The following is a 24,854-nucleotide window of genomic DNA, read 5'->3' as shown; positions in this document are numbered from 1 at the left end:
ATGTATAAAAATTTATACATTCGGTCGTTTTTCGTTATATTATCAAAAGACTTCATTATCATAATAAAATAAAAAAGGATGCCTCATAAGAGACACCCCATTGTATGAACTAGCGGAATGTACCGTAACCTACGATACGTTTGTTCCAGTAACCATCATAAAGGTTTGAGTATTTAACTTGTTTACCAGCAGCATGTAATAATTTATTGTTACCAGCGTAGATTGATACGTGTGATACACCGCCACCTGATGTGTTAAAGAATACTAAATCACCAACTTGTAGTTGTGATTTAGAAATTTTCTTAGACGCTGTATATTGTGCACCTGATGTACGTGGAATTGATTTACCTAATGCATTGCGGTATACATAACTAGTGAAACCTGAGCAATCAAATCCTGATGGTGTTGTGCCGCCCCATACATATGGTGTGCCTAAGAAGCGTGCGCCATAAGAAATTGCTGAGCTAAAGTTTGAAGAATTTGATACTTGTGTAACTTTTTTAGAAGATAAATATTTAGCATTCATCCAGCCTTTTTTACCTGAAGCTGTACCGTATAACCACGTTGCGCCACCAACAACTTTTTTCTTTGTTACATTTACTTGTTTGCCTTGTTTTAATGTTTGAACTTTTGCAGATGTAGCACTTGCAGATTTACGCATGTTTAATGTGCCATCTGGAGAGTTTACAAATAATTTTGCTTTGTATGCAATTGTTGTTGCTGCTTTTGCTTCAATTGAATCTACTGGTGAAAATGTTGTAGATGTAGTTGCTACTCCTGATAGTCCTACTGTAAATGCTAGCGCTAGTGATGTCATCGTTTTTGTTAATTTCATAGTGTTTATGTTCTCCATTCATATTCGTTATTTTTTTTATATAATTAAGTTAGTATTTTTAAATGTTAGTTTGTGTTGCTTTTCACAATCACTACTTTACACAATAAACAATACGATAAGAGGACAAAAACATTACAAAAATGTAACAAACATAATACATTATATGACGATTTTTAATATAAAACTGATTTTCGAATTAAATAAACATAAAAAAACATCAATTTCTATAATAGAAATTGATGTTTTTTTTGATTAGTCTTCTCTGTTATTCCCCATGCCTGTATACATTAGTAATAAACGTGCTAATTCCATAACAGCCGTTGCTGCTGCTGCAACATATGTCATCGCTGCGGCATTTAATACTTTACGAGCGGAAGCTTCTTCTTCATTGCGAATAATGCCTAATTCAACAATTTGGTTCATTGCGCGCTTAGAAGCATCGAATTCTACTGGTAATGTCACCAACTGGAATACTACACCGATTGCTAATAGGATAATACCGATTAACATTAGTGGTTGCCAAGAAGCAATCATCCCAATCATAATGAAAATCCATGAAGCATTTGATGAAATAGTAGCAGCAGGAACTAATTTAGAACGTACTGTTAAGAAGTTATACGATTCTTTATGTTGAATCGCATGACCAACTTCATGGGCTGCTACTGCAGTACCTGCAACAGATGCCTCATAGAAATTACTCTCTGACAAGCGAACAACGCGATCAGTTGGATCATAATGATCCGATAACACGCCCGCTACTGGCTCGACGCGAACATTCTCTAAACCATTCATATCTAAAATACGACGCGCCACTTCTGCCCCCGTCATATTAGAAGTCGATTGAACTTGTGAATATTTTTTATATGTCGACTTCACTTTTCGCTGTGCATAAAGTGGTAATAACATTAAAACAGCGAAATAAACAATCATCATACCGATAGACACTGTTTACATTCCTCCTATATCATTCATAGTTCTATTGTATAAGGCGCTAGTACTTCCTCGCAACTAAAAGGCTTCGTTTATACACAAAAAGCGCAAGTAAAATACTACCAATTGATAGCCAAAATGTGAAATAGGCAATTCCGTTCATATACTCATTTAATACACTATAAATCGGCATTTGACCAAAAACATAATCAATGATTTCGTTATGCAAGACGATAATCGCTGTAATGATAATATGCACCGGTTTAAAATCATATTTCGGTATGTACAGCAGTGCCTGTACTGCCATTAGCCCATGACTTGCAATGAGCATATACGCCTGCCAGCCCACATTGCCATCTAATTGAATGATTGTAAAGATATTCATAACAACAGCCCAAATTCCATACTTTACATTCGTAACGAGTGCTAATGCTTCAAATATGCGAAAATGGCGATCCGTGAGCCAACCGACAATGGCAAAGCAGAAAAATAATGTCGCTGTTGGACTATCTGGTACGAAAAGCCAAAAGATTGGCGCAGTTTGTTCTAGCTGCCAACCGTACCAGATATAGCCATAAACTGTTCCACCAATATTAATGAGCAATAGTAAAACTAAAAACCATTTTGCGAATAATATATTTCGTATCAATTGCATCGTTCTCCCCCTTTATTTGATTATAGGTGAAAAGCGCCTACTTGCGTAGAAAAAGACAACTCAAGCTCAAAAAAGGAGCATAAGAAAAGAAGAGGCTGGGACAAAACACGTCATTTTCCTTTTTTAGCGTTCGCAATGAAAAAACCGGAACCGCGCTACAGCGCGATTCCGGTTTTTCTTATGCTCATATGAACGGTTGTTTTTATACGTATGTCAAAGCCTTTTCCTTTTACTTTCAATTGATAAATTGAGTTTGAATCTGTCCTAGTCTTTTTATTGCGCTGTCTCTGCTTCTAAATCGTTTAATAAAGCGGTTAGTTCTAAAAACTTGTCTTTATTGCCTGCATCGAGTGCTGCATCGATTTGCTGTAATAAATTACTATGTTGGAATTCATAGACGCTTTTCGATAACATTTTCTGCGCTACTTGCTTATCTTCCGACGAAATTTGCATATACGAAGGAATAAACGGATTCTCTTCTAGTACCGCTAAGTATTGTTCAGCTGGCGGTTGTTTCGGAAAGTTCAATTGAATATAAATTGCTTTTTCATTATTCATACGTAAATCATGAAACGATTTCTCTGGGTCCGCTGTCATAATATTGCCTTTATAAAAGCGGAATGGGATACCACTTGATTCAGTCGTTGAAATAACGAGTGCACGCGGACAGTAATGCGCATCTTCTACAAAATGCACTTGGCTTAATAAATCATCATCGCCAATAATATAATTTAAAATCCATACGCATTCGCGACGTTTTAAATCAAAACGTTTTAAAAACCAACGGACAAATGTTTTTTTATCTTTGTTTGAAATAGATGTTTCCATTAATATCACTTCCCCAAATGATTATTGTTCATCAAAACGAGTAAGTAAATCTAGCCATTCTTGTTCTTCTGGCTGTAAGGCATTTAATTTTTTCGCCACTTCTTTCGCTTTATCATGCTGGCCATCTTCCAATAGGAAGTATACATACTTCTCTAAGAATAAAGCATCGTCATCATGATCTTGATACGCATTTGCATAATGTTTACTCGCTTTCTCATAATCCTCTAAGCGATCGTATGCAGCTGCAGCAAATGTAGATAATGTTGACCATTCAAAATCGATTGTGTGTAATCCTTCAACAATTTCAATAAGTTCTTCATCGCGTTCATCATTTGATAGCATTGACACAAGCGTTAACACCGCTTCCATATACTCTGGGTCTAATGCAATCGCTTGACGTAAAAATGCCTCTGCTTCTTCTGGTAAGCTATTTTTAATGGCCATTTTACCAGCAAATAAATACAGTTCCTTATCGTACTCATCTCTAGTAATACCCTCTTTGATTACTTCTAACGCCTTTTTATTGTTTTCTTGCATAGCATAGCTTTGCGCTAACAATAAGTATCCTGCGAAGTAGTCAGGGTCAAATACTTTCAAGTCTTCTAAATAGCGGATGGCTTGCTCATATTGCTCCGCTTGAAATGACGCATACGCCGCACCAAATAATAAATCGGCTGATGTCGTATCTTTTAGCGCATGCTGATAATAATGAAGCGCTTCTTCATACGAGCCGCCTTGGCGATGAACGTCCGCTAAGCGTTCGATAATACGAACCCCTGCAATTTCTTTATCGGTTGCATACACTTCTTCGTAAAGTCGTGCTGCTTCAGATAAACGGCCCATTTCCATCATTAATTCGGCTTTTGCGAATAATAATAACGGCTCTGCGGGAAGTAACTCCATCGCGTGATCAATATGACGCTCTGCTACCTCATATAGCCCTTGCATTTGATAATAATCCGCTAAAGCTAATAGCGCCTGTGGGTACTCAGGTGCGTCTTCTTTGACGTCCATTAACATTTCAAGTGCTTCATCCTCTGCTTCAAGCTCCATTAAAACGGTTGCGCGGTCAATTTTCAACTGTGCTTCCTCTGGGAATAAATAAACAAGATGTGCATAAATTTCATCGGCTTGTTTTAAATAACCGAAGTTCATTAAGTAATCAGCCATTTCATATTGTTCGTTGGCATCGGCTGATACGAGTAAATCCTCGATAGCATGATGTAATGCATGTAAATCACCATTTTGAATGGCCTCAATAATTGGTTGTTGCGTGTTCATAATACTCACCTGATTCTACGAAATTTGTCATTCCTTTATCGTACAGGAGCGCATCTTTTTTCTCAAGAAAAATGCCTAAAAAGCACAACTTCGCTCATAACTATATCGAATCAGTGAATTTAAAGACATAAAAAGCAGAAATCATGCTCACGCACAACTCCTGCTTCTCATTATTGTAACGTTGATAAATCATCAAAGAATGTTGGATACGATACAGCAATACAATCCGCATCATCTAACGTAACATCACCATCTGTAATGAGTGCTGCAATAGCACCCATCATTCCAATACGGTGGTCACCATATGTATGAAGTGTTGCACCATGTAGCGGTGTTGGTCCTTCAATAATCATGCCATCCTCTGTTGCAGTAATGTTTGCACCCAGTTTTGTCAGTTCATCAACAACCGCATCAATACGATTGGTTTCTTTTACTTTCAATTCTTCCGCATCTTTAATAATCGTTTTCCCTTGTGCTTGTGTCGCAAGAAGCGCAATAATCGGAATTTCATCGATTAATCGCGGAATAACAGCGCCACCAATCGTTGTAGCCTTTAAGTTAGACGTTTTCACAACAATCGTACCGGTTGGCTCTGCAGCCGCTTCGTCATCGATTGTAATTGTCATATTGGCACCCATTGCTTCAAGTGCCTCAATAATACCTGTACGTGTTGGATTTAAGCCGACATTATGCAGTGTAATCTCACTCTCATTCGCTAGCGCGCCCGCTACTAAGAAAAAGGCTGCTGATGAAATATCACCAGGGACAGATACATGTGTTGCAGTAAGTTTTTGCCCACCTCTAAAAGTAATGACGCCATCTTTAGATGTAATGTCCGCACCAAACTGGCGTAGCATGCGCTCCGTATGGTCACGAGAAGGTTCCTGCTCACGAACAATCGTTGTCCCGTCTGCATTTAGCGCTGCTAATAAAATTGCCGACTTCACTTGTGCACTTGCTACAGGCATCGTGTAATCGATTGGTGTAAGTATTTTCCCTTGTACGGCAAGCGGCGTGTACTGACCATCTGCACGCCCTGTAATATGGGCGTTCATGTCGCGTAGTGGATTGATGACACGCTTCATTGGACGTTTACCAATTGAGGCGTCACCGTTTAACACCGCATGGACGGATGAGCCTGCTAATAGACCAAGCATTAGTCGCGTCGTTGTGCCTGAATTGCCGGTATATAAAATGTCGGTTGGCTCCTGCCACGCATCCATGCCATCGCTTGTAATAGTAACATTTGTATCATCAAGCGTGATATCGACACCGAGTTTACGGAAGCAATCGATTGTGCTCAAACAATCATCACCTAGTAAAAAGCCTTCCACCGTTGTTGTACCTTTTGCAATCGCACCAAACATTACCGAACGATGCGAAATAGATTTATCTCCCGGTACAGTAATCGTCCCCTTCAATGAAGGTTTTTTAAATTGTAACGTTTTAGACGCCATCAAAATTCCTCCTCGGTTACGCAATATAATATTCGTATGGGCTACGTGTTTTAATGCATTCAGCCGCACAATTACGGTCCTCTTCACTCGTAAAGCTTACGACTAAAATACCGAATACATCTTCACGCGTTTCAACGATTCGAATATTGGTAATACTAATGCGTTCTTGTGCAAGTAATGCCGTTACTTCCGCAATACTACCAGGATGATCAGGTACGTCAATATATAAATCATACGTCGAGAACATCGCTCCTTGCGTTAATGGTAAGTCATCACGGAAGTTCTTTGCCCCTGCAAAAAACGCGGTAATTTCTTCTTCATTGTCACGCTCGATAATCGCTTCAACACGAGTCATCTCCGCCTGCCAACGATGAAGTTGTTCTAATATATGTTTCTTATTTTGCTGTACAATATCGCTCCACATTTGTGGCTCTGAGGCAGCGATTCTTGTCATATCACGAAAACCACCCGCAGCTAATTGTTTCGTTAACTTGTTTTCGTCGTTTTCTTCGGATAATTGATGCACAAGTGATGCGGCAACAACATGTGGGAAGTGTGACACAATCGACGTCATATGGTCATGCTCATCGGCATCAACAACCATCAATTTCGCATTCGTTAACTTTAATAGCTCATGAAGCTGGTCGACATGTGCAGGGTTTTCACCTGCTAATGGTGTCAGCATATAATATGCATTTTCAAATAAAATTGGTTTTGCCGCAAGCACTCCACTTTTATGTGATCCTGCCATTGGATGTCCACCAATAAATGAAATGCCTTTCGCTTGTAACTCACTCGCCTTATCCATAATTAAACTCTTTGTACTTCCCGTATCAGAAACAATTAAATTCGGCGGAAGTTCCCATGATTTTAATTTTTCCATCCATTCAAGCGTAGCATTTACAGGCGTTGCAAAAATACACACATCTGCATAACGAATTGCTTGCTGTGGATCTAGCGTCGTTTCATTAACAACACCTAACACTTTTGCACTTTGAAGCGTATCTGGATTTGCATCATAACCGATCACCCAGTTTTGCGGTGATTTTTGTAGAGCGAGCGCGATGGAGCCGCCAATGAGTCCGAGCCCTACGATCAGAACGGTTTGTCTCAAGCAAGTACGCCTTTTTTCGTTAAGATATCTTCCAGTTGTGCAAGTAATCCAGCATTTTGTTGTTCAGTGCCAATCGTAATACGTAAATAATTTGGTACGCCAAGTGCCGCACCGCTACGAACGATATAACCGCGAGACATTAACTCTTGGAATACTTCATTACTATCTGCTTTAATTTCGAATAAAATAAAGTTTGTTTCAGATGGGTAATAATCTAAGCCGTGTTTTTCACAAAAAGCAATATATTGTTGCTTACCTGCCGCATTAATTGCGCGACACTTTTCAATATAATCTGTATCACTTAGAGCAATTGGAATAATCGCTTGTGATAACACAGTGTTGTTAAATGGTCCACGAACAGGATCTAATTTACGCACTAATGCTTCTTGACCAATCGCATAACCAACGCGGAAAGCCGCAAGACCGTATGCTTTTGAGAATGTACGCATTAACAGCACATTGCTATACTGTTTATAAAGTGGTAATGTATCTGCATAATCTGGGTCCATCACATATTCGACATACGCTTCATCTAATACGACTAAAACATCTTCTGGTACTTTTGCTAAAAAGTTTTGAATCGCAGCAGTTGGTGTAATACCACCTGTTGGATTATTCGGGCTACATACCCATACAACCGATGTTTGATCATCAATTGCCGCAAGCATTGCATCTAAATCATGTTCACGATTCGCATTTAATGGTACTTCACGTACTTCAGCGCCTTCAATAACCGCATTTAATTTATATTGTGAGAATGTTGGTGTTGCCATCACTGTATTCGTTTCTGGTGATAAAAGCGCGCGGCAAATAATGCTAATTAACTCATCTGAGCCATTGCCGAACAATAAGCTTTTTCTGCAACACCGGCATGGTTAGCCACAGCTGTACGCATATCTTGTGCGTAACCGTCTGGATATAGCGCAAAATTAAAATCGGTATTTTTTAAGAATGCATTTACTTTTGGTGAGCATCCTAGTGGATTTTCATTTGATGCTAATTTTGTAATTTCATCTAAACCAAATTCACGTTTTACCGCGTCAATCGGCTTACCTGGTTCATATGCTTTTAATCCTTTTACTGTTTCTTTCCATTTCATCAAAATCGCCTCTTTATAAATTGTTTATTTCACTAAATCCGGTCGTAATTTTACGGCTTCATTTAAGTAAATATGCTGAATATCTTTTTGTGCTACAGTTGTTTCAACATGTACCATCAAGCGAATGCAAAGCGGCAAAGCGCCTTCTACATTCATCTCATGCATACACATAACAGGTACATAATCCCAGCCGTCATATGTACGTACTGCTTTTGCTGGGAATGCGGCTGTAATATCCGGTGTCGTCGTCGCAATAACAGATGCTACATCTGCTGCATCAACATCATTCGCTGCAATAATCGCATGTAATAGCTTCGTTGTTTCTGCTAATACAAGAGCTGCATCATTTTGAGCTACGGTAATGGCTCCTCGAATTCCTCGAATCATTTCTCCACCTCCTGTAAAAGTGCACGTAAGCGCGCATCGGTTTGACGCGCTTCTTCGGCTGAAATTTTCTGTACAAATGGCTCCCCTACTTCGTTTAGTAATACAAATTGTAGCTCGCCATACTCAACTTTTTTATCTTTCATCATATACGTCAGTAGCTCATCGAATGAAAACTCGTGCACGGCTTCAAATGGATACGCACTACGTAGCGCAAACGCAAATACCTCTTTCGTGAACTCATGTGTCAGCTTACTATGATTTTCTCCGAGTAACAGTGCGTACACGATACCAATCATAACCGCTTCACCATGTGCTACTTTTCCAAAGCCAGACGCCGCTTCAATTGCGTGACCGTATGTATGACCAAAGTTTAAAAACTTACGCACTGAATGCTCTTCCTCATCCCGCTTGACGATGTCCGCTTTGACGCGAATACCATTTTCAAGCTGCTGTTCAAGTTCTTGCTGTTTAAAATCATAAACAGTATGTTGCAATAATTGTTCAAGCCATTGTTTATTCGAAATCAATGCATGTTTTACCGTTTCTGCCATCCCAGAGCGCACTTCACGTTTTGGTAATGTCTCTAAAAAACGAATATCATATAACACGGCTTCTGGCTGATAGAAAGCGCCAATCATATTTTTACCAAGTGGATGACTAATTGCTGTTTTACCGCCTACTGCTGAGTCATGTGCTAAAATTGTCGTCGGAATTTGCACGAATGGCACACCGCGCATAAACGTCGCTGCTACATACCCTGTTAAATCTCCTACTGCACCGCCACCGAAAGCGAAAATCATCGTTTTACGTGTCGCTTTTTGCTCAAGTAAAAATGTTTGTACAGCATAGTAATTTTCGAATGTTTTACATGCTTCCCCAGCCGGCATCACATGCACTGTAAAATCATAAGGGAATACGTCTGTAAAGGTTTGCTTATGTGCCGCCCAAACATGTTCGTCCGTTAGCACAATTAGCTTATCCGCCTTGTTGATTTTGTCATCAATCGTCGCGACAGCCTCCGTTAAATTACGGTTGCCAATCACTACTTCATATTGGTGAGAAGGCGTTTCAACAGGTATTTTCATGACTTAAAACTCCTTCGCGTATTGTTTAATATCATCAATTTGTTTTTTCAGTTGTGGAAATTGATCCGCATGGAATTGATCTAGTAATGCTTTCGCGATTTCAAATGCAATGACATGCTCTGCCACAACAGATGCTGCAGGCACTGCACAGGCATCACTGCGCTCAACACTCGCTTTAAATTCCTCTTTTGTTTCGATGTCCACTGATTTTAATGGTTTATATAATGTTGGAATTGGCTTCATAACCCCACGTACAACGATTGGCATACCTGTAGACATTCCGCCTTCAAGACCACCTAAGCGATTTGTACGACGTGTATAGCCTTGCTCTTCATCCCAAATAATTTCGTCATGCACTTGAGAGCCTGGCACATGTGCCGCATCAAAGCCAATCCCGAATTCAACACCTTTAAAAGCATTAATTGATAGCATTGCTTGTGCTAATTTCCCGTCTAATTTACGGTCATAATGGACATATGAACCAACGCCTGCTGGCATCCCTTCTACGACAACTTCGACAATGCCGCCGATTGAATCGCCCGCTTTTTTCGTAGCATCAATTAATTCCACCATTTTAGCTGAAGCCTCTGCATCTGCACAGTAACAAGCATCCTCTTCAATAATGGCACGAATTTCTTCTACAGATTTGCCAGCAGTTGCAGCCTTATCTGCTTCTACGCCACCGATTTCTGTTACGTAGCCAACAATATTAATGCCTAACTCTGCTAATAATTGTTTTGCTACTGCACCAACAGCGACACGTACCGTTGTTTCACGTGCTGATGAGCGTTCTAAGACATTTCGTAAATCGCGGTGACCATACTTCATCCCACCAACTAAATCTGCATGTCCGGGGCGTGGACGTGAGATTTGACGTTTAATTTCTGAAGGATCGATATCTTCAGCTAACGGCTCTGCACCCATAATTTTTGTCCAGTGCGACCAGTCATCATTTGTTACAACAAGTGCGACCGGTGAACCTAATGTTTTACCGTGACGTACACCTGATGTAATTTCCACTGTATCGGTTTCAATTTGCATACGACGACCACGACCGTGACCACCTTGACGACGTTTTAACCCTTTATTAATATCTTCTGCTTTTAATGGTAATAATGAAGGAAGCCCCTCAATAATTGTTGTTAATTGCGGTCCATGTGACTCGCCTGCTGTTAAATATCTCATATTAAACACTTTCTCCCTTCAACGCATTAAATTATATGTTTTTCACTATAACATATTTTTTCGTAAATTACAGTACTAATTCCTATTATACACATAAATTGACTGAACTTTTTAATAATTTTAACGTGTTATTTTTTTGTAGCATAGTTTGTAAGAGCTTACATATTCGTGAAATTAAAAAACGAGAAATTGTATATTGCACAAATTCTCGTTTAGATGTTGTTTTATTATTTTTTTCGGTAGAAGAATGTATCCTCAATTTCAAAATCATAACGTGCTGGATTAAAGATTTGCTCCGTACTGCCAACAAATAGCACACCACCTGGGCGTAATGCTTTACTGAAGTTTGTATAGATTTGATCTTTTGCTTCCTCAGTAAAATAAATCATGACGTTACGACAAACGATTAAATCAAAATTACTATCATAATTATCTTTTAATAAATTATGATTTTTAAACGTCGTCGTTTGTTTAATATCATTCGATACTTTATAAAACGAGCCATCCTGTGTGAAATATTTAGATTTCATATTGGCTGGTACTTCTGCTAATGAGCGTTCTGGGTAAATACCCGCTTTCGCTTTCGCAATCGCATTATTATCTAAATCCGTCGCCTGAATCGCAACTTGTGATAACGGTACATGATTAGATAATACCATTGCTAATGAATAAGGCTCTTCTCCAGTCGAGCATGCCGCACTCCAAACTTTCAAGCGCTTATTATCTTTTAACAGTCTCGGGAAGATTTTTTGCTGCAATACTTCCCAACGCTTGCCGTTACGATAAAATTCTGAAACATTAATTGTCATACGGTCTAAAAATTCATCAAGTAACGCACGGTCGGCTTCAATGCCATGATAAAAATCCATAAAGCTTTTAAAGCCCTTTTTTTCATAAAGCGACGTTAGACGACGTTTCATTTGCGCTTCTTTATATAAAGCTAAATCGATGCCTGTTTTTCGTTTGATGCTTGCCACAAACTGTTCATAATCTGTCATATGCATTCGTTTCCTCTCCTAAAGTCCTATGTCTATTATACTGTATCATGCCCTATAAAAAAAGCACACTATCCGAAAAGATAGTGTGCTTTCAAGCGAAGCGTTATGCTTCTACTTATTCAAAAGTCGAATTAGTGTAATTCGTTTTCGTTGAAGAATAAGCCGATTTCACGTTCAGCTGATGCTAAAGAGTCAGAACCGTGGATTACGTTGTGTGATACTGTAGTTGAGTAGTCACCGCGGATTGTTCCAGGAGCTGATTCAGCTGGGTTAGTAGCGCCCATCATAAGACGTGCTACAGAGATAACGTTTTCGCCTTCCCATACCATAGCAAATACTGGACCAGAAGTGATGAAATCAGTTAATTCACCGAAGAATGGTTTTTCAGCGTGCTCTGCGTAGTGTTTTTCAGCAAGCTCTTGAGAGATTTGCATAAGTTTAGCACCTTTAAGTACGAAACCTTTACGTTCGAAACGATCTACGATATCACCGATTAATTGACGTTTAACGCCGTCTGGTTTAACCATTAAAAATGTTGTTTGGATAGCCATGTTTAATTACACTCCTTCAAGTTATATACAGGTTTTAGACCCAAAATAAATAGTATCATTGAATAAAGCAAGATTCAACAAATTATATGCAGAATCGCTTAAAATTTACGTTTTCCCATGTATAAAGCGATATCTCGTAATGATTTCTTCACTTTATTGTCAGGTAATGCGTCAATTTCACGCAATGCTTTTTCTAAATATAAATCGCTTACGTGCTGTGCGCGCTTCATCGCATCAGACTTACGCATCAGTCTCAGCATATCTTGGCGCTGTGATTCAGTCATTGAACCATCAAGTGCCTTTTCCATTAACGGACGAATTGCTGCATCACTACGTGCATAGAGTGCCGGCAACGTAACATTCCCTTGCATCAAATCACTGCCTGCTGGTTTACCGAGCTTTTTATCTGTCGATGTGAAGTCTAAAATATCATCGATGATTTGAAAGCTCATGCCAACATAATAGCCAAAACGCTCTAAATGCCAGGCAGTACGTGCATCCGTCCCCCCAGCAATCGCACCTAAGCGACAGCTTGAGGCAATTAAGATGGCCGTTTTCCGCTTAATACGACGGAAATAATCACGTAAGTTTTGGTCGAGTGTACGTTTATCTTCGACTTGTAAAATTTCGCCGATACAAATCTCTACCATCGTTTTTGACAGTACTTGATGCGCTTCTGCTTCATCAATATACGTCATATGTTCTAATGCTCTCGCAAAAATAAAGTCGCCGTTATACATCGCAATGCGATTGTTAAACTGTGCTTTAACTGTTGGACGACCTCTTCGCATTTCTGAATTATCAATGACATCATCATGCACTAACGACCCCATATGGATAAGCTCTAGCGGCACCGCTACATGCTTAACCTTTTGGATATCGTATTGTCCGAACTTAGCTGCTAGCAAAACAAAAACTGGGCGAAGACGTTTCCCCCCAGCTTGTAATAGATGTAGAGAAGCTTCATTCAGAAAGTGTGAAGACGAGCCCACCGCTTTTTCTAATTCTTTTTCGATGACATCGATATCTGACTTTAAGTCAGCATAAAGCATTTTTAGCTTCATCTTTTCCACTTGAATACCTTCTCTCGCCTATTGCTGTTTTTTATAGCCAATGTGCACCGCTGCTGCGCCACCGCTATATGGTTTGTATGTGACGTTCTCCATACCTGCTTTTTCGAACATTTTTTTCAGTTGTTTGACACCTGGGAATACGTTCGCAGATTCTTGTAACCAAGAATATTCTTTGAAGCTTTTCGCAAATAATTTCCCAAATACAGGCATAACATAATGGAAGTAAAAGCGGAATAGTTGACGGTAGCCTGGAATTTCTGATTGGGATGTTTCAAGGCAAACTACTTTACCACCCGGTTTTACAACACGATTCATTTCGCGTAATGCTTGTAAATAATCTGGAACATTACGAAGGCCAAAACCAACTGTTACATAATCAAATGTATTATCTTCAAAAGGTAACTCCATTGCATTCCCTTGAAGTAAGGTAATGTTGTCGATATCCTTTGTTTTTTCAATGCCAACGTTTAACATGTTTTGGCTAAAGTCTAGACCATATGCTTCTCCTGTTGGTCCAACAGCTTCAGACATTGCTATCGTCCAGTCTGCCGTACCACAGCATACATCAAGCGATTTAGAGCCAGGTTTTACTGCCATACGCTCCATCGTATCTTTACGCCATAATTTATGCAATTGGAAACTGATGACCGAGTTCATCGTATCGTAACTGCCTGAAATATTTTCAAAAACTTCATGTACACGTTGTTCTTTCGTTTGTGCCATTGTGTCAACCTTCTCTCAAGTTAATTCGTTTTTAGCTCATGAATGCGACTTACAATCCATTCTTTCACATCATCATGCACTAGTGGAGAAGTGGAAACAACATTTTCATACGTTGTAGCGAGCATCTCTTGTGCTTGTCGTAATAACGCTTCTACGTCATCATGGTGTGTCGCTAACGCTTTATAAAAGAGCGTAGTTTCGCCTTTTGACAACGCAGCTAATTCCTCTGCAAGTCTATTAAGTAATAAGCCATTTTCAGCAAATGGAATGTATTGTTCAAGATGATAGTGTTTGAAGAAATGACGAATTGAATCGCTTTCAATTGTCGTCAGCATCTGTAACCACACATCCATCGTTTGCTGTGCGTTTTCATAGAGCTTCGTTTTCTCCTCACTTATTGTAGCAACAGCTTCGGTAATTGTGCGAATCAAAAGCACATCCCCTACTTCAGCAAGCGTCGCATAATAAGCACCACTATACAAATCCCCTGCTAATACAGCCAGTTGTTGTGCCTTTGATGTTGCGTCAAATTCTTCAATTAATTCATGCGTATTAAGTGCCGCTAAATTAATAGCGACCCCTATTGCCGCAAGTTCTTGCTTATCTGACCAACGCTCGCCATTGAGTGCTGGTAATAATAAATAAAATAATTCATCATCTGAAACAACGGGTTGACCTGTATATTCAAGGAGCGTTCTATGATGCAATTTCATGAAAATGTTTTGTTTAAATTGTGCTACTCGTTGCTCGATAGTTGTTGCAATCATAAAATTTCTCCATTCAGTTCATTTCGTTGAAACCTATTTTTTTGGGACCGCTATGTGCTACGCCATGTGCTGTTTGAATTTCCGCTTTACCACGAATTTTCATCGCAGACGTATTATCTGTAAATTGTGCAATCATTACTTCACCATTATCTAGCTTTTCAGCATGATGAAATTTTGTATCATCACCGCGTGTTAGACCGATAACATGAACGCCATCTTCCTCAGCGCGAATAACAACATAATCGTTTTGTGCCATGCCTTCCGTCTCCTTCTAAAATAAAAATTTGCTCTTTTTATCATACCATAAAAAGAGACCTGTTTTAAGACATTTGAATGAATGAAAGAATTTCAGAACGTTTCACTTCATCTGTTTCAAAAATCCCTTTCGCAACCGTTGTAATCGTTTTTGCACCTGGTTTTTTAATACCGCGCATCGTCATACACATATGCTCTGCTTCGATTAAAACATAAACACCTTTTGGATTTAATTTTTCCTCTAGCACCGTTGCTACTTCTGCTGTAATACGTTCTTGTAATTGAGGGCGGCGTGCAACTGTATCGACCGTACGCGCTAATTTACTTAAACCTGCTACAACACCATTTTGTGGAATATAAGCTACATGCGCTTTGCCGTAAAATGGCACAAGATGATGTTCGCACATTGAGAAGAATGGAATATCTTTCACTAAGACAACTTCATCATGCCCTTCATGAAATACCGTTTCAAAGTACTCACGTGCATCTGTATGAAGCCCTGCAAACATCTCTGCGTACATTTTTGCAACACGCTTCGGTGTATCTTCTAAGCCCTCACGAGTCGGATCTTCACCAACAGCTTCTAAAATCATCGTTACAGCTTGCTTAATTTTATCTAAATCAACTTTGTTATCTGTATGTTCTGTCGTGTTTGTCAATGTTTCGTTCCTCCATTAAAAGCAATACATTTCTCAAACTAGATGTTAGCATAATGATAGGCCACAAGCAAAGTTTCATTACATGAAAACAACAGAAAATTGCAACTTCAGGATAATTCATTTATGTAATTAAAAAAGCGTTTCGCTAATTCACGAAACGCCACATTTCTATAAAACAAAAAAAGAACAGCTTTTGCTGTTCTTTTTTATGTAATACGCAAAATTAGCCTTTGACAGCATCTTTAAGCGCTTTACCTGGTTTGAAAGCAGGTACTTTGCTTGCAGCGATTTCGATTTCTTCGCCTGATTGTGGGTTACGACCTTTACGAGCCGCACGTTCACGTACTTCGAAGTTACCAAAACCGATTAGTTGTACTTTATCACCTTTTGCAAGTGCATCTTGGATTGTTTCAAATACAGCTTCAACTGCTTTGCTCGCATCTTTTTTAGAAAGTTCTGCAGCTTCTGCAACAGCATTTACTAGTTCTGTTTTGTTCATACTAGTCACCTCCTCTCAACGGTTGTCAAAATCATGTAAAAAGATTATCACACTCTAATATTGCTATGCAACCATATTTATACTCCTTTTACCGACTTTCATCAACTTTAATCCTCATTCATCTAAAATAGACCTTTTAACCTATCGATAAACTTGCGATAGCGCTGTTTCTACGCGTTTCCGACTGTTTTATTCATATTTTTATTATGTTCGATAAAACATCCTTTTTGCAACTGAAAAAGGTTGAATTGGAAAAATATTTTTTATACCAAAATACTTTTACGAATGAAAAAATCCATTATTGGAAAAATAACCTTTATTTATTTATATACGAAATCGAACATACGTTCATATATTACGAACAAATTGTATAAAATAGTATAAATTATCCGCTTTTAAATGTTTTTTTAGTGGATAAAAGTTTGTATTATCCGTTTTTCATATTTTAACAATTTTATAGCAAAAAAATAAAATGGTAGTTTTAGAGATGTTGAAAATCGTTGAACTACTGATATATCAACGTTTCTTCTCTTTTTCGCTTCAGATAATAGCGCTATTTTTTTAGGTCATTTGCATTAGTTATTTTATTTTCGCATACAAAAAAGCTAGCAAAAATATTTTTTTGCTAGCTTTTTTTATCGCATTAATTATTATAAATTTCATCCATTTCACGTTTCTTCATGCGCAGCATTAGATCATCGACCGCATCAAGTGGTCTCTTATCTTCAAATAACACACTATATAATGCAGCTGAAATTGGTAGTGCGACATCGTATTTTTCAGCTAATTGATGTGCTGCTTTCGCTGTGCGTACGCCTTCTACGACCATACCCATTTCATCTAAAACTTGCTCAAGCTTTTTCCCTTCGCCAAGCATAAAGCCAGCGCGGTAATTACGTGAGTGTACCGATGTACACGTAACGATTAAGTCACCCATACCTGTTAAACCCATAAATGTTAAAGGCTTCGCGCCCATTTTGACGCCCAAACGTGAGATTTCAGCAAGGCCACGCGTAATCAGTGCAGCCTTCGCATTATCCCCGTAGCCAATACCATCAACAGCACCTGCCGCTAAGGCAATGACATTTTTAAGAGCGCCACCGACTTCTACGCCAATGACATCTGGATTTGTATACACACGGAAATATTGATTCATAAATAAATCTTGCACACGCTCAGCAGCTACTAAGCTTTCACAAGAAGCTGCGACAGTTGTTGGATGCTGTTTAACAACTTCTTCTGCATGACTCGGTCCAGATAATACAACAAGGTCTTCAATAACAGATGCCGGTAACTCTTCTCGCATAATTTCTGAAATACGTAAAAGAGAGCCTGGCTCAATTCCTTTTGACACATGAACAAATAATACAGGTTTATCTAATGTTTGCATCATTTTTTGACATGTTTCACGAATACCTTTTGTTGGAACGGCCATTACAACAATTGAAGCATGCTCGATTGCTTGTGCCATATTCGCTGTTGCGTGTAGATTCGCTGGTAATGTAACGTCTTTCAAGTATTTTGCATTGGTATGATGTTCATGAATTTCTGTTGCCTGATCCTCTCGATGTGACCAAATCAATGTATCATGTCCATTATCTGCTAACACTGTTGCAAGTGCAGTTCCCCAAGAACCGGCACCTAATACCGTTACCTTCTCCATCGTTATCGCTCCTTTAGTCTCGTGCACGTGTAATAATACGGATTGGTGTTCCTTCAAAATCAAATGTATCACGAATACGGTTTTCTAAGAAACGCTCATACGTAAAGTGCATTAGTTCTACATCGTTGACGAATACAACGAATGTTGGTGGTTGAATCGCTACTTGTGTACCGTAGTAAATGCGTAGACGACGCCCTTTATCTGTTGGTGCAGGGTTACGTGCAATCGCATCCATAATCACTTCATTTAGGATACTAGATTGTACACGCATTGTGTGGTTATCATGTACGCGGTTAATAACTGGTAATACATCATGTACACGTTTCCCTGTTTTCGCTGATGTGAAAACAATCGGTGCATAATCTAGGTAAACAAATTGTTCACGAATTTCCTCGATTTTTTTGTTCATTGTTTTTTCGTCTTTAACAACGGCATCCCATTTGTTCATAACAATGATAATGGCTTTGCCGGCTTCATGCGCATAACCTGCAATTTTCTTATCTTGTTCTTGAATGCCTTCTTCACCATTTAATACGACTAAAACAACGTCTGAACGTTCAATTGCTCGCATTGCACGAAGCACTGAATATTTCTCAGTTGTTTCATACACTTTCCCTTTTTTACGCATACCGGCTGTATCGATAATAACGTATTCTTGGCCATTGTATTCGTATGGTGAATCGATTGCGTCACGAGTTGTACCCGCAACATCTGATACGATAACACGTTGGTCTCCTAAAATTGCATTTACTAATGATGATTTACCAACGTTTGGACGACCGATTAATGAGAATTTAATAACGCTATCATCATAATCTGTATCATCTTGTTCTGGGAAGTTCTTCGCACATTCGTCTAGTAAATCCCCTAATCCAAGACCGTGAGACCCTGAGATTGGATATGGATCGCCAAAACCTAATGAGTAGAAATCCCAAATTAAATCACGCATATCTGGGTTATCGACTTTATTGACTGCTAATACGACCGGTTTTTTCGTTTTGTATAAGATTTTCGCAACTTGCTCATCTTCCATTGTGACACCTTCACGACCATTCGTCATGAAAATGATAACATCGGCTTCGTCCATGGCAACTTCTGCTTGTTGGCGAATTTCTTCTAGGAATGGTTCATCTCCTAGTTGAATACCACCTGTATCAATAATATTAAAATCATGTGTTAACCATTCTGCTGAGCTATAAATACGGTCACGAGTTACACCCGCTACGTCCTCAACGATGGATACGCGTTCGCCAACGATACGGTTGAAAATAGTTGATTTCCCTACGTTCGGACGGCCGACGATTGCGATGACTGGTTTCGTCATAGTTTACTTCATCCTTCCAGCTTTCATATCTTTCACTTATAAGGCAACAAAAAAGATGATGGTACGGAAACGTCCCATCACCTAATCCGTATACTTTCCATTTGTATTTCATTTTATCAAAGTTATGTCTTAAAGAAAAGAAAAACAGACGAATTCATGTGAAGTCGTCTGCCTTTTTATTATTTATCGTCTGTTTTAAAGTCCTTTAGCTGTTCGCCTAAAAGATCGCCAAATGAGAAGCCGCTTTCTTGTTCAGGAAGGTCATACTCTTCCTCTGTTGGCTCATCATTGTCTTCTTTTTCTAATAATTCGCGAATGCTCAGTGCCAGTCGTTTTTCATCTTCACTTACTTCAAGTACTTTCACTTGAACTTCTTGACCTTCTTGCAGCACTTCATGTGGCGTATTAATATGTTTGTGTGCAATTTGTGAAATGTGTACTAAACCTTCTACACCTGGGAACACTTCGACAAAGGCACCAAACGTTACAAGACGGCGTACAATGCCATCTAGTACCGCTCCTTTTGGCGCTTTCTCTTCAATGCCTTCCCATGGACCTGCTAACGTATCTTTAATGGATAATGAAATACGTTCGTTGACCGGATCAACAGAAAGTACTTTTACTTGTACTTTTTGGCCTTCTTTTAACACATCATAGACATTTGAGACATGCTCATGTGCTACTTGTGAAATATGCACAAGACCATCAACGCCGCCAATATCAACGAAAGCACCAAATGCCGCGATACGTTGAACCGTACCATCTAACACGTCGCCTTCTTTAATTGTATTGATGACCTCAACTTTTTTCTCTGCTTTTTCGTCTTCTAATACTGCACGATGCGATAAAATTAAACGGTTTTTATCTTGATCCATTTCAACGATTTTGAATTTCAGCGTTTTCCCTTTATAATCGTCAAACGTTTCAACAAAATAATCTTCTACTAATGAAGCTGGTACGAAACCACGTACACCAAGGTCAACAACTAAGCCGCCTTTAACAACGTCTTTTACTTCCGCTTCAAGTACTTCGCCAGCATCGAATTGCTCTTTTAATGTTTTCCACGCTGCGATGGCATCGACTTGACGTTTCGAAAGAACATAATTTCCTGTGCCTTCTGAATCAGCTGATGGCTCTTCTACCTTTTTCACCATCACTTCGAACTCATCACCCGCTTTTACAGCATCTGATGCTTTTTCGACATGTAAACTTGATAACTCACTAATTGGAATGATACCGTCGTATTTTGCATTTTCAATCGATACAATGACGCGATTATCTTCAACAGATTCTACGCGCGCCTTGACGATATCACCTTCGTGTAATTCTTTTACTTCATTCAGATTCATTTCTTCAGACATATGTAATCCTCCTTCACATCGATTACCTTTATTTTAGTTGATAGAACGCTTAAAAACAAAAATTAGCTATTACAAACGTACTATTTTTTATTTTTGCTCGTATTCGTCTAGAATTTGTTGAATTCCAGACATAATAACCGCTGTTACTTCCTCGGCTTTTGCACGACGTTCACGATAAGGTGTCATATCGATTGGCTTACCGAAAACAACTGTAATCGGATGGAAGCGTTTATATGGTCCAATGACGGCACACGGTAACACAACAGCATCGCCACCACGTAGCGCAAAGAAACCCGCGCCGCTAAACCCTTCCCCTAGCTTGCCATCTTTACTACGATGACCTTCCGGGAATAAGCCGACAACATTGCCATCTTTTAAAAGGTTTAGCGCTGTACGTAGTGCTTGTCGATCACTAAAGCCTCGTTTAACAGGAAAAGCATTAATCTTTGGTAATATACCCTTAAGTACAGGTACTTTAAACAATTCTTCTTTCGCCATAAAGTAAAGAGAACGTGGTGCAGCAATTCCTACAACAGGTGGGTCAAAGTTCGAGATGTGATTCGAACAGATTAAGACGCCGCCTTCTTTAGGAAAGTTGTCACGGCCAATTACTTTTACACGATAAAATGGAAACAGTACCGTTTTTACAACGCCACGTGCAAATTGATAGAATTCCATATTAAGCCATCCTTTCACTCGCTAATTTTAAAATGGCATCTGCTGCTTCATCGATTGATAATGTCGTTGTATCTAAGAAAATGGCATCTTCCGCTTGTACAAGTGGTGATGCTTCGCGTTCGCTGTCCATCTTGTCGCGCAGTGCAATTTCTTGCTGTAGTTGTTCAATAGATGATTCAATACCGCGTTTATTATTGTCTTCAAAACGGCGACGTGCACGTTCTTCTACTGTTGCAGACATGAATACTTTTAGTTCAGCTTGTGGTAATACAGCTGTACCGATGTCACGGCCATCCATTACAACACCACCGCGCGCAGCCATATCATGTTGTAAATCGACCATAATAGCACGCATTGCCGCATGTGCCGCTACTTTTGAAACGTTGGCAGAGATATTTGGGAAACGAATTTCTTCTGAAACATCTTCACCATCTAATAGTACGCGTTGACCATTCTCAGCTGGTACAAGCTCGATTGTTGAGTCCTTTAATAAGTCTGCAATCGCTTGTTCTGAGTCTAAATCAGTACTTGTACGTAAGGCTTTTAATGTTAAAGCGCGGTACATCGCACCTGTATCAATGTATGTGTATTGAAGCTTTTCAGCAGCAATTTTTGCTACTGTACTTTTCCCAGCACCAGCTGGTCCATCAATGGCAATTTGAATATTTTTCACGCTAAATTCCTCGCTTTCTTTCTAAAGTAGTATTGTATCATATAATACCCGGAATCGAACATTGCGAGCACATAAAAAAAGAGCGAGCACGGTGGCTCACTCTTTCGATTAATAAGACATTTCTTTGCGGTAATTAATGAGTTGCCGCTCAAAGCAAAAACGCGTAATTATTTTCCGATCCATTTCATCGGTATCAACGAATTGAATGGGGACAATTTTTTGTTCATCCTTTTCGATAATCCGAATAATTCGCCCTGTAACGTGGACATACTGCGTACCATCCTCTTCTTTTGCAAATGGCAACACCAGTGTTAATTCCACTTCATCATCAGGCTTCAACGGTAAGAGGCGATTTAAATAAATTGCAATGCCACCAGCGCTAACGTCCGCTGTCACAAATTGATAAAATTGATTGTCATAGCGCATTGCGACATCTATCGCCGTTTCAACGCGTACATATTCCCGACGCTGAATTTTTTCGATGTCTTCATCTGATGGTGCGGCTAATCGTATCATCGGGATATTTGCTTTTTTACGTCCTAAAATCGTCGTAAAAAAAGCATGTGCCACTTTCTTATCGTCAATAAATGTTACACGAAATGTATCACCGACATTTAAATAGACCGTCCGTTTTGTTACATTGTGAATTGGATAATCAATAAAAATTTCTCCATCTAGCACATCGACTACGCGACAACTATAGCGTTCTGGCGTGTCTTGATTGATTGTTTCTAGCGTTAAATTTGTCCCGATTTTAAATTCCATCGGTGCCCCTCCCCTATGCAACTACTTTTTTATGTGATGTTGGCTCTAGTATACATGATTTAACGCCTATAAACCATACCGGAAATAGGCTTTTTAACCTATTTTTTCATCATTATAGGACTTTTCCATCAATATCGATACTAAATGCTCGTGTGCACGTTTTACTTTTCGCAGTGCAAACCACCATAAGAAAATCATAAACGGAATGACAATATAATCCCAGTTGCCAGGTAATAACAGCACCGCATTATAAAGAACATGTAATAAAATCGGTGTACTAACTGACCAGACGAGCCATGTTTTCTCACTCTTTAGCTTTGAAAACTTTGCTTTGCCTAAATAAAAGCCCATCACAACGCCAAATAATGCATGACTAGAAACAGGTAATAATGCGCGCATCAACGCAGTATCAACACCGTAGGATAGTAAGTACAGTATATTTTCAACGGTCGCAAAACCAAGGGATAAGGACACACCATATAAAATCCCATCATAAGGGTCATCAAATTCGACATGGTTATAAATAATTAACATTAATAAAAACCATTTAAAAAACTCTTCAATAATCCCTGTGAACAAAACTTCTTGTATAATAGGATTTGTAAAAATATGTTCTTCTTTTAAAACATATTGTAAAAATAAAATAGGGAATGTTAACGCAGCACCGTAAATAAATGCATGCAGCAAATTACGCGGTTCGGTCGCCATTTGGTTACGCAAGTAAAAAAAGCTAAGTAGCGCAAGCCCCGGTGCAATGGCGACGGATAAGAGGATAAGCATCGCAGTCTCCCTTCTCCGTTTTTTTCTATTATATATTATATGGAGGTATAGCATGAAAAAGAAAATTTTACTTATTCATACAGGTGGTACTATTTCAATGCATGTTAGCGAGGATACGGGGGCCGTTGTTCCTGATACAATCAATCCGCTAACAAAAGAACATGAAAAATTGGAGCGTTTAGCGGCGATTACCGAAATCGAAGCTTTTAATTTACCATCGCCACATATGACTCCTGAGCATATGTTAAAGTTGCGTAATATCATCAATGACCAGCTCGCACATGCAGCATTTGATGGCGTCGTAATTACGCATGGTACTGATACATTAGAAGAAACGGCTTACTTTTTAGATTTAACGACAAAATTTGAGGCCCCGATTGTCATGACGGGTGCAATGCGCTCATCAAATGAACTGGGCGCAGATGGTTTGTACAATCTTGTCGCTGCAATTCGTGTTGCAAGTGATGAGGATGCACGTGGTAAAGGTGTATTAGTCGTCATGAATGATGAGATTCATCAAGCGGTCAATGTTACGAAAACATCGACCTCTTCTGTATCTACATTCCAATCTCCGCAGTACGGACCGATTGGCTTAGTAACGAAAATGACCATTCACTTTCACCATGCCCCGATTACACGTGAATTCGTTGACGTACAAAGCTTAACAAAACGCGTTGCGATGTTAAAAGTATATGCTGGAATGGACGGCGATTTAGTCGATGCGGTCATCGATGCAGGGTATGATGGTCTTGTACTTGAAGGTCTTGGTCAAGGCAATGTGCCACCTGCGCTTGTTCCGAGTATTCAGCGCATGATTCAAAAACGTCTGCCTGTCGTCCTTGTGTCGCGCTGCTTTAACGGTATCGCACAAGGTGTCTACGGCTATGATGGTGGCGGTAAGCAGCTCGAAGACATGGGGGTGCTGTTCACGACAGGTCTTAATGGTCCAAAGGCACGCCTTCGCCTTTTAATTGGCTTAAACCAATACCAGCAACCACTTGAAATGTCACGCTTCTTCCAATAAAAGCATGACTAATCAAAAGAAGAGGCTAGGATAGACGTGTAAAAACAACCTCTAATATGAACATAAAAAAACCGGAATCGCGCTGTGGCACGGTTCCGGTTTTTTATTGCGAACGCTAAAAAAGAAAAACGACGTATTTTGTCAAAGTCTCTTCTTTTCTTATGCTTATTTTTCAGCTGGACATGTCGTAGTATTCCAGTCGTTT

The 24,854-nt window shown here is 39.3% G+C and carries 26 protein-coding genes and 1 pseudogene; 1 reads left to right on the top strand and 26 read right to left on the bottom strand.

The genetic code is table 11. The annotated features are described in order from the left end of the window. Nucleotides 1-109: 109 nt before the first annotated feature. From KTHG_RS03915 to prsW, 26 genes and pseudogenes are all read right to left on the bottom strand, one after another. Nucleotides 110-835 carry a C40 family peptidase gene (locus tag KTHG_RS03915; RefSeq protein WP_020189621.1) on the bottom strand — a complete coding sequence of 242 codons (726 nt, stop codon included), beginning with the start codon at nt 833-835 and terminating at the stop codon, nt 110-112. 252 nt (nt 836-1,087) lie between these two features. Further along, nucleotides 1,088-1,768, bottom strand: a complete 681-nt coding sequence (locus tag KTHG_RS03910) for a zinc metallopeptidase (protein WP_044527275.1) — start codon at nt 1,766-1,768, stop codon at nt 1,088-1,090. Nucleotides 1,769-1,826: 58 nt separating this feature from the next. Further along, nucleotides 1,827-2,420 carry a lipoprotein heptaprenylglyceryl N-acetyltransferase LhaT gene (lhaT, locus tag KTHG_RS03905; protein WP_020189619.1) on the bottom strand — a complete coding sequence of 198 codons (594 nt, stop codon included), beginning with the start codon at nt 2,418-2,420 and terminating at the stop codon, nt 1,827-1,829. 273 nt (nt 2,421-2,693) lie between these two features. Next, nucleotides 2,694-3,248 carry a ReoY family proteolytic degradation factor gene (locus tag KTHG_RS03900; protein ID WP_020189618.1) on the bottom strand — a complete coding sequence of 185 codons (555 nt, stop codon included), beginning with the start codon at nt 3,246-3,248 and terminating at the stop codon, nt 2,694-2,696. A gap of 21 nt (nt 3,249-3,269) precedes the next feature. Continuing rightward, nucleotides 3,270-4,529, bottom strand: a complete 1,260-nt coding sequence (locus KTHG_RS03895) for a tetratricopeptide repeat protein (RefSeq protein WP_020189617.1) — start codon at nt 4,527-4,529, stop codon at nt 3,270-3,272. Between the two features lie 170 nt (nt 4,530-4,699). Further along, complete coding sequence (gene aroA / locus KTHG_RS03890) at nt 4,700-5,986, bottom strand: 3-phosphoshikimate 1-carboxyvinyltransferase (RefSeq protein ID WP_020189616.1); 1,287 nt, start codon at nt 5,984-5,986, stop codon at nt 4,700-4,702. A gap of 16 nt (nt 5,987-6,002) precedes the next feature. Next, complete coding sequence (locus KTHG_RS03885; protein ID WP_020189615.1) at nt 6,003-7,100, bottom strand: prephenate dehydrogenase; 1,098 nt, start codon at nt 7,098-7,100, stop codon at nt 6,003-6,005. Then, nucleotides 7,097-8,199 (bottom strand): annotated as a pseudogene (gene hisC / locus KTHG_RS03880) (histidinol-phosphate transaminase). Before hisC ends, KTHG_RS03885 begins: the two are co-directional and overlap by 4 nt. A gap of 24 nt (nt 8,200-8,223) precedes the next feature. Then, entirely contained in the window at nt 8,224-8,586 is a 363-nt protein-coding gene (aroH, locus tag KTHG_RS03875; protein WP_020189614.1) for a chorismate mutase, read from the bottom strand. Beyond that, the gene (gene aroB / locus KTHG_RS03870) at nt 8,583-9,671 is read right to left on the bottom strand and encodes a 3-dehydroquinate synthase (protein ID WP_020189613.1); all 1,089 of its coding nucleotides are present in this window, start codon (nt 9,669-9,671) and stop codon (nt 8,583-8,585) included. The genes aroH and aroB overlap by 4 nt, the downstream gene beginning before the upstream one ends. Before the next feature lie 3 nt (nt 9,672-9,674). After that, nucleotides 9,675-10,856 carry a chorismate synthase gene (aroC, locus tag KTHG_RS03865; protein ID WP_020189612.1) on the bottom strand — a complete coding sequence of 394 codons (1,182 nt, stop codon included), beginning with the start codon at nt 10,854-10,856 and terminating at the stop codon, nt 9,675-9,677. A 227-nt stretch (nt 10,857-11,083) separates the two neighbouring features. Then, the gene (locus KTHG_RS03860; protein ID WP_044527274.1) at nt 11,084-11,854 is read right to left on the bottom strand and encodes a CheR family methyltransferase; all 771 of its coding nucleotides are present in this window, start codon (nt 11,852-11,854) and stop codon (nt 11,084-11,086) included. 131 nt (nt 11,855-11,985) lie between these two features. Further along, nucleotides 11,986-12,405 (bottom strand): nucleoside-diphosphate kinase, encoded by a 420-nt coding sequence (gene ndk / locus KTHG_RS03855; protein WP_020189610.1) that lies wholly within the window; start codon nt 12,403-12,405, stop codon nt 11,986-11,988. 98 nt (nt 12,406-12,503) lie between these two features. Then, entirely contained in the window at nt 12,504-13,478 is a 975-nt protein-coding gene (gene hepT, locus KTHG_RS03850; RefSeq protein ID WP_020189609.1) for a heptaprenyl diphosphate synthase component II, read from the bottom strand. Nucleotides 13,479-13,496: 18 nt separating this feature from the next. Further along, a complete protein-coding gene (locus KTHG_RS03845) occupies nt 13,497-14,201 on the bottom strand; it encodes a demethylmenaquinone methyltransferase (RefSeq protein WP_020189608.1) in 705 nt (234 codons plus the stop codon). A 20-nt stretch (nt 14,202-14,221) separates the two neighbouring features. Further along, the gene (locus KTHG_RS03840; RefSeq protein ID WP_020189607.1) at nt 14,222-14,968 is read right to left on the bottom strand and encodes a heptaprenyl diphosphate synthase component 1; all 747 of its coding nucleotides are present in this window, start codon (nt 14,966-14,968) and stop codon (nt 14,222-14,224) included. A gap of 13 nt (nt 14,969-14,981) precedes the next feature. After that, nucleotides 14,982-15,224 (bottom strand): trp RNA-binding attenuation protein MtrB, encoded by a 243-nt coding sequence (gene mtrB, locus KTHG_RS03835; RefSeq protein ID WP_020189606.1) that lies wholly within the window; start codon nt 15,222-15,224, stop codon nt 14,982-14,984. Between the two features lie 64 nt (nt 15,225-15,288). Next, nucleotides 15,289-15,882, bottom strand: coding sequence for a GTP cyclohydrolase I FolE (gene folE / locus KTHG_RS03830; RefSeq protein ID WP_020189605.1), 594 nt, complete (start codon nt 15,880-15,882; stop codon nt 15,289-15,291). A 223-nt stretch (nt 15,883-16,105) separates the two neighbouring features. Beyond that, entirely contained in the window at nt 16,106-16,381 is a 276-nt protein-coding gene (locus KTHG_RS03825; protein WP_020189604.1) for an HU family DNA-binding protein, read from the bottom strand. 643 nt (nt 16,382-17,024) lie between these two features. Beyond that, on the bottom strand, nt 17,025-18,044 hold the full coding sequence (locus KTHG_RS03820; protein ID WP_020189603.1) for an NAD(P)H-dependent glycerol-3-phosphate dehydrogenase: 1,020 nt from the start codon (nt 18,042-18,044) through the stop codon (nt 17,025-17,027). 13 nt (nt 18,045-18,057) lie between these two features. Beyond that, nucleotides 18,058-19,368, bottom strand: a complete 1,311-nt coding sequence (gene der / locus KTHG_RS03815) for a ribosome biogenesis GTPase Der (RefSeq protein WP_020189602.1) — start codon at nt 19,366-19,368, stop codon at nt 18,058-18,060. A gap of 179 nt (nt 19,369-19,547) precedes the next feature. Continuing rightward, nucleotides 19,548-20,729 (bottom strand): 30S ribosomal protein S1, encoded by a 1,182-nt coding sequence (gene rpsA / locus KTHG_RS03810; RefSeq protein WP_020189601.1) that lies wholly within the window; start codon nt 20,727-20,729, stop codon nt 19,548-19,550. 87 nt (nt 20,730-20,816) lie between these two features. Next, nucleotides 20,817-21,407: a lysophospholipid acyltransferase family protein gene (locus KTHG_RS03805; RefSeq protein WP_020189600.1), complete on the bottom strand. Its 591-nt coding sequence runs from the start codon at nt 21,405-21,407 to the stop codon at nt 20,817-20,819. 1 nt (nt 21,408) lies between these two features. Beyond that, nucleotides 21,409-22,080 carry a (d)CMP kinase gene (cmk, locus tag KTHG_RS03800; protein ID WP_020189599.1) on the bottom strand — a complete coding sequence of 224 codons (672 nt, stop codon included), beginning with the start codon at nt 22,078-22,080 and terminating at the stop codon, nt 21,409-21,411. Nucleotides 22,081-22,188: 108 nt separating this feature from the next. Continuing rightward, entirely contained in the window at nt 22,189-22,845 is a 657-nt protein-coding gene (locus KTHG_RS03795; RefSeq protein ID WP_020189598.1) for a flagellar brake protein, read from the bottom strand. A 93-nt stretch (nt 22,846-22,938) separates the two neighbouring features. Continuing rightward, complete coding sequence (prsW, locus tag KTHG_RS03790; protein WP_020189597.1) at nt 22,939-23,625, bottom strand: glutamic-type intramembrane protease PrsW; 687 nt, start codon at nt 23,623-23,625, stop codon at nt 22,939-22,941. A gap of 52 nt (nt 23,626-23,677) precedes the next feature. On the opposite strand from prsW, the gene KTHG_RS03785 reads away from it, so the two are divergent. Beyond that, complete coding sequence (locus KTHG_RS03785; protein WP_020189596.1) at nt 23,678-24,649, top strand: asparaginase; 972 nt, start codon at nt 23,678-23,680, stop codon at nt 24,647-24,649. Nucleotides 24,650-24,854 lie beyond the last annotated feature (205 nt).

The organism is Kurthia sp. Dielmo (assembly GCF_000307285.2).
In the GTDB taxonomy this organism is placed as follows: Bacteria; Bacillota; Bacilli; order Bacillales_A; family Planococcaceae; genus Kurthia; species Kurthia populi.
Note: the sequence above shows the minus strand (reverse complement) of the source record. Positions and strands in the feature narration are given on the sequence as shown.